Raw genomic sequence first — 5,990 nt, forward strand, 5'->3', positions numbered from 1 at the left:
GGATTGATGTAATTTGTTTATTTCAAATGAAATTTGAAAAGTCTCTCGACATGAAAATAAAAAATAATCTACCTATTAATTTTGATTTTTTCATTCTGACTTTTGACGGCGACAATCGTGAGGTGAATTTGGCGGATGGATTGCGCGTTGCACTGACTATGCCAGCATCAGGCTTCCACTTTGCAGAGGCGAAGCCGTGACAGCATTTGAGCCTGGGATTTTGCAGTTTCTCCATGCGGCCTGCGCAAGTCTTTCTGCATCAGCGGGCCGCGTGTCCTACGCGCCCGGGATTGCAATTCCGCTGGTCGTGCAAGAGTTTGGAGACGTCGGGATAGACTTTCCTCCCGTAGCATCTCCATTCCGATGGAACGGCCCCGCCCTGCCGCAGTTGCTTTCCGCGGACATTGTTGAGAGCGCCTTCTTTGGTCCGGATGGCTCGGCGTCGCGGCTTCTCATCCAGCGCGCCCCTCCTCCCGACCTCGGCTCAATCCTCGCTGCTCACGCGAGACTTCACGCTGCCTATGACAATGCGTATTCAAAGAGCACTGAAACATCGAGCAGTCCTGCTCGATTAGAGGACAGGGAGAAGAATGTACTGGCGTACGCGGCGCTCGGGCTGTCGAGCAAGGAGATCGCCCAAGAGCTTGGGATTTCAGCGCGTACCGTGGACTACTATGTGGATCTCGCGCGCGATAAGCTAGGGGCTCACAATCGAACCGAAGCGATTGTTCGAGGAATCCTCACGCGCCAGATTTGCGCGCTCAAACTGCCAGGTGAGCGGAAGGTGTAACGCATCATCGTCGTAGCGGAAAGTGCAAGTTGTGGCAGAACGCGGCGCGTGAACACAAGGTCGGCGGGAGAAAGGCAGCTTGCAAAGATGGAGGTGGGCCGGTGGGGACACGGCAAGCGCTTGATCAGGCTTTCACGGAGCCGTAACGCGCAGCCAGTCCATCCACGGCCTGGCCGAAATCCCGAATCGTTTCTTCAATGATCCGCCGTACCGTTTTTACGGAGTCGATACGCCCGCAAACCTGACCGGTCAGCGGAACGGCCGCCTCCATGTCGCCGCCGAAATAGAGTTGCTGCACGCCGGCAAATTCGTTTTTAATGCTCTCTGGTATCTGCTCTTCGATCCGGGACGTGCGTGCCGTGCGCAGGGCGCGCAGCGCTGGGCCATTGCCGCCGCGATTGAGAAAAACGGTGTCCGTTTCGCGGGCACCGACGATGGCGTTCTTCCAGTTGTCGTGAACGGGTGACTCGACCGACGACAACATGCGCGTGCCCATCTGGATCCCCTCGGCGCCCATGGCGAACGCCGCCGCCATGGTGGCACCGTCGCAGAAGCCGCCGGCGGCGATGACCGGAACATCGACCTTCGAGCAGACCAGCGGCAGCAACACCATTGAGGCGACGTCACGCTGATTCTTGAAGCCACCGCCCTCGCTGCCTTCCACGATTAGGCCATCCACGCCGGCGGCGACCGCCTTGAGCGCGCCGGCCAGCGTGGGCACCACATGAAAAACCGTCAGGCCGGCGGCCTTCAGTTCGGCGCAATAGCGCGTCGGGTCGCCGGCGGATGTGGTCACGAAGCGGATTCCCTCATCGACGACGAATTGCACGATGGCTGGGTCACGCACATAAGTCAGGGCAATGTTGACGCCGAACGGCCTGTCGGTCAGTTCGCGCATCTTGCGAATCTCACCACGGATGGTGCCCAGTTCGCCGGATGAGGTCTCGATGATGCCCATGCCGCCCGCATTGGAGACTGCCGCAGCAAGCTGGGCCCGGGCGATCCATCCCATGGGGGCCTGGACGATAGGATGCTGGACGCCAAGCATCGTTGTGACGCGATTGTTTATGGTCATGTCAATTTGTCTCCGCTCGGCAATCCGGGATCGTTGATTGGGCATTTTATTTCGCAACGCCGACTCAATGCAACTGATTGCATATTCAAGGCGCCCCGCCGGTCGGTCGTTTCATCAACGCGTTCCGGCGTTGACGTGGGCAGAAGCCGCATGCTTTCCGGCTGGCTCGCACGAATAATGCGTGCAGGCCCGGCCAGGCAGGCCGGGCCTGCAACCAAGACCGCTTCAGTGTCCAGCTTCGGCCCGCGCGGCCTCAATCGACTCCATCACCACGCGGCGCGCGTCAAACTCCTCCGCGATCTTCTGGTCCTGCGCGAACTGCGCCTCGACGTCGACGTTGGCGAATTCGATCGCGCCCATGTCGGCAAACGCGGCCTGCACGCGCGGGCTCCACAGGCCGATATCCTTGACGGTCGGCACGATCCGGCTGAACAGCCGCTGGCGGAACTGCCGCATGGTCTCGGACTCCCGCACGGCCTTGGCGCACTCTTCGTCCGGCAGGCCGAGCCGGCCCCAGACTTCCTTCTGGTCGAAGCGATCGCGCATCAGGTAGCAGGCCTCGATCACGAAGTCTTCGCGCTCCTTGCGCTCGGCCTCCGTCAGCTGTGGATAATAGCCGCGCAGCGCGGTGCGGCCGAAGGCAACGTGGCGCGCTTCGTCCTGCATCACGTAGGCATTGATCGATGCCGCCAGCGGATTCTTGGAGAAGTCGCGAATGCGCTGGAACGCGGCCAGGGCAAGACCTTCCACCAGCACCTGCATGCCGAGGTAGCAGAAGTCCCAGCGCGAGTCGGTCAGGATGGTTTCAAGCAGCGATTTCAACCCGGACGTGATCGGATAGATGATGCCGACCTTCTCGTGCAGCAGGCGCGAATAGGCTTCCACGTGCCGCGCTTCGTCCATGGTCTGCGTGGCGGCATAGAACTTGGCATCCATCTCCGGCACCATCTGCACGATGCGCGCGGACACCATCAGCGCGCCCTGTTCGCCATGCAGGAACTGCGACAGCGAATGCGCTTGCTGGTGGCGGCGCACTTCGATGCGGTCGTGCTTGCCCATCTTCTCCCATAGCGGCGTGCCGTAGATGGGAATCATCCGGTCATCGAGTTCCTGCGGGTTCTCGGGGTCGAGTTCCTGCGACCAGTCGATCCGGTCGGTAGCGTTCCATTGCTGCTTCTTGCTGGTCTCGTAGAGCTGCAGCAGCTTGGAATTCTCGTTGTCGTATTCCCAGTTGAACTCGGTGGAAACCTGGCTGCCGATCGACCAGCCTGTCTGGACCACCGGCAACGTGTAACGATGAAGGGATGACATGCAATCTCCTTTGGCGCTCATGGGTTTTGACCGTTCTCCCCGCCTGTTTTGCTCACCCTAGCCGGTGGTGGGATCGGTCTTGAATTTGCTTTTGCTTCCGGCTATAAACAGAATCATAATTCTCTTTCTTGTTATATCAAGGGTCCGGCACAGGGCCCGCGGAAGCCAGGAGACATTGATGCAGTTCCACAATCTGACTGTCGCGCAGATCACTTGGGAGACCGAAGACGCCCGTTCCTACGCGCTCTTGGTCCCCGATGCGTTGCAGCAATCCTTCGTGTATCGCGCTGGCCAGCACCTCACCTTCCGGGTAAACGTGGACGGGAAAACACTGCTACGCAGCTATTCGCTTTCCAGCTCGCCCGAGGCAGGCGGCCTTCCGGTCGTCACCGTCAAGCGGATCCCGGGGGGGCGCGCGTCGGGCTGGTTCCATGCGCACGTCGATGCGGGCACGCGACTGGAGGTAAGCGCGCCGACCGGCCGGTTCGTGTGCGAGGACATGGGCGCCCCGCTCTTCTTCTGCGCGGCGGGCAGCGGCATTACGCCGGTGCTGTCGATGATCCGTTCGGCGCTGGCATCCACCAGCTCCGCGATGACGCTCTACTACGCCAATCGGGATGCCGCCAGCACGATCTTCGCGGCGCAGATCGCCAAGCTGTCCCGCGACCATTCCGATCGGCTGGCCGTGCATCTGCACCACGACGACACCGATGGTTTTCCCAAGCGCGGCAAGATTGCTGCCTTGCTCTCGGCGGTGCCACACTGCCAGCTCTATCTGTGCGGCCCCGGGCCATTCATGCAGACCGTGCTGGAGGCCGCTGATGTGGCCGGCATGGGGCCGGGGCGCGTGCATCTGGAGCGATTTGACGCAGCCGCGCAGGAGACCGAGGTGGCAAGCGCGGCGCCAATGCCTGCGCAGGCTTGCGACGCCACGGTAACCCTCGGCGGCGCCCTGCATGTGGTGCGGGTTGCCGGCGGCCAGTCCCTGCTGCAAGCCGCGCTGGCCTGCGGCGTGGATGCGCCCTATGCCTGCGAGGAAGGCTATTGCGGCTCGTGCGCGGCCAAGTGCGTGGATGGCGCGGTCGTCCATGCGCGCAACGATGTTTTCAGTGCTGACGAACTTGCCGCCGGCTGGATCCTGACCTGCCAGGCGCGCCCGCGCCAGGAGCGGCCGGTCGCCATCACCTTTGACGTATGACGCCCGAGATCACGGCCCCCTCCGAGGCTGCGGCGCCAACGCTGCGCGCGGGGCTGAAGCAGCCCCGCCAGGAGAGAAGCGAGGCCACGCTAAGGGCGCTGCTTGCCGCCGGCAGAGCGCTGATCAACGAGGCCGGCAGCCTGACCGGCTTCTCGCTCGCCGATCTCGTGCGGGCTGCGTCCACGTCCATCGGCGCGTTCTATGCACGCTTTCCGGACAAGGAGACCTTCTGCGCGCTGGTGCTGGAAGACACACTGGCGGAGCTGCGCGCCGAGTTGGACTATTCGCTGGCCACGGACCCCGCCTGGAACGCAGGGCCGGCCCACGCGATCTGCACGCGCATCGTCGGCTTCTACATCGGCCTGTTTCGCAAGCACCGTGGCCTGTTTGCCGCATATATGCGGCATAGCCCCGCGCAGAACCCCTTGTGGCAACCCATTCGCGAGGCCAACCGGCAGATCCTGGATGCCATGGTGCCGCGCCTGGCCAGCCGCGTCGCCGCCGGGCGCTTTGCCGGGCCGGACGACGAGACCCGCATTGCGGTCCAGCTTGTCATCAGCGCATTGACCAACATCGTGCTGCATACGCCCAGCGCCCTGGATCTGTACGATCCGCGGCAGGAGCAACGGCTCACCGAGATGCTGCACCGCTACCTTGCCTTGCCAGCGGCGGACGACGTCTCGCCTACGCCTCTGGCAGCATCAGATAGCGGCTCATCATGCGGATCAGGTGGGTTTCCAGCTTGCGTTGCTCCAGGTGCAGCGGGCCCGGATCGTTGAGCAGCAGATTGGCCAGCGTGCCCACTAGGAACTGAATGGCGACGCGCACCTCGAAGTCCGCGGTGCCAGTGCGTGGGGAATCGAGTTGCCTGGCCAGCAATGGCACAAGCAAATCCTGGATGCGGCGGTTGGCCTGCCGCATGGGATTGTCGCCGCCCCCGGTTGCGGAGTAATGCCGCAGGAAGCCTTTGAACAGGCCACGATTCTGGCGAAACTGGCCTACGTAGACGCGTACGATGCGCTCCACGATGGCCGTAGCCGAACCGGCTTGCCAGACTGGATCCCTGGCGATGGATTTCTTCGTGAGCGCTTCGGCCTCGTCCAGTGCCGCCTCAAGCATGATCTGGAGGAACGCCTCCTTGTCCTTGAAGCGGGCATAGAAGGCACCAATCGACGTCTCGGCGGCCTTCACGACGTCATTCAGGGAAATGTCATCCAGGTCGCCGCGCTGCTCAGCCAGCGCACGCCCCGCCTTGATCATGTTGACCAGGTTCTGCTCGCTGCGCGGCTGGCGTGGGGGGCGCATGGCTGGCGGGGTGACGGTGGTTGCGGCAGGTCCCTTTGCGGCTCGCCGCGCGGGCGCGTCCTGGCGAGCGGACGCGCTGGCGGGTGTCGGGGTTTTTCGGCGAATAGGCATGGAGTACAAATAGACGATAAGCGCAAGCAATGCCACATTATGCGGCCTTCTTATTCTTCCGCCAGCAAGCCGAGCACCCTGGCCAGCTCGGTATTCAAGATCGATCGCACTTTTCGCAGCCACTTTCGATCGCACAAAAGCAAAACCCCCCAGTACTTTCGTACTGGGGGGTTTCAAGGGAGAGCCTGGCGATTACCTAC

At 62.2% G+C, this 5,990-nt stretch carries 7 protein-coding genes; 4 read left to right on the forward strand and 3 right to left on the reverse strand.

The genetic code is table 11. From position 1 onward, the window contains the following. Together AC1RWI_RS37450 and AC1RWI_RS37455 are read left to right on the forward strand one after the other, a co-directional pair. Window positions 1-200: hypothetical protein (locus AC1RWI_RS37450; RefSeq protein WP_492870825.1), on the forward strand; the 200-nt coding region annotated here is incomplete at its 5' end. Further along, complete coding sequence (locus AC1RWI_RS37455) at window positions 197-790, forward strand: helix-turn-helix domain-containing protein (protein WP_158408279.1); 594 nt, start codon at window positions 197-199, stop codon at window positions 788-790. The genes AC1RWI_RS37450 and AC1RWI_RS37455, both read left to right, overlap by 4 nt. A 124-nt stretch (window positions 791-914) precedes the next feature. Here AC1RWI_RS37455 and AC1RWI_RS37460 read toward each other — a convergent pair whose 3' ends face one another. Then, complete coding sequence (locus AC1RWI_RS37460; protein ID WP_492870826.1) at window positions 915-1,865, reverse strand: NAD(P)H-dependent flavin oxidoreductase; 951 nt, start codon at window positions 1,863-1,865, stop codon at window positions 915-917. Window positions 1,866-2,090: 225 nt separating this feature from the next. Further along, window positions 2,091-3,176 carry a ferritin-like domain-containing protein gene (locus tag AC1RWI_RS37465; RefSeq protein ID WP_043346226.1) on the reverse strand — a complete coding sequence of 362 codons (1,086 nt, stop codon included), beginning with the start codon at window positions 3,174-3,176 and terminating at the stop codon, window positions 2,091-2,093. A gap of 178 nt (window positions 3,177-3,354) precedes the next feature. On the opposite strand from AC1RWI_RS37465, the gene AC1RWI_RS37470 reads away from it, so the two are divergent. Then, the gene (locus AC1RWI_RS37470) at window positions 3,355-4,374 is read left to right on the forward strand and encodes a 2Fe-2S iron-sulfur cluster-binding protein (protein ID WP_492870827.1); all 1,020 of its coding nucleotides are present in this window, start codon (window positions 3,355-3,357) and stop codon (window positions 4,372-4,374) included. Beyond that, a complete protein-coding gene (locus AC1RWI_RS37475) occupies window positions 4,371-5,153 on the forward strand; it encodes a TetR/AcrR family transcriptional regulator (RefSeq protein ID WP_063778413.1) in 783 nt (260 codons plus the stop codon). Before AC1RWI_RS37470 ends, AC1RWI_RS37475 begins: the two co-directional genes overlap by 4 nt. Here AC1RWI_RS37475 and AC1RWI_RS37480 read toward each other — a convergent pair. Next, window positions 5,059-5,967, reverse strand: a complete 909-nt coding sequence (locus tag AC1RWI_RS37480; protein WP_492870828.1) for a TetR/AcrR family transcriptional regulator — start codon at window positions 5,965-5,967, stop codon at window positions 5,059-5,061. The genes AC1RWI_RS37475 and AC1RWI_RS37480 overlap by 95 nt on opposite strands. Window positions 5,968-5,990: the final 23 nt, after the last annotated feature.

Source organism: Cupriavidus sp. MPR-AND1C, assembly GCF_058809705.1.

Coding starts and splice junctions, on each gene's coding strand:
- AC1RWI_RS37460 (WP_492870826.1), bottom strand. CDS start 1,865: ATGACCATAAACAATCGCGTCACAACGATGCTTGGCGTCCAGCATCCT.
- AC1RWI_RS37465 (WP_043346226.1), bottom strand. CDS start 3,176: ATGTCATCCCTTCATCGTTACACGTTGCCGGTGGTCCAGACAGGCTGG.
- AC1RWI_RS37470 (WP_492870827.1), top strand. CDS start 3,355: ATGCAGTTCCACAATCTGACTGTCGCGCAGATCACTTGGGAGACCGAA.
- AC1RWI_RS37475 (WP_063778413.1), top strand. CDS start 4,371: ATGACGCCCGAGATCACGGCCCCCTCCGAGGCTGCGGCGCCAACGCTG.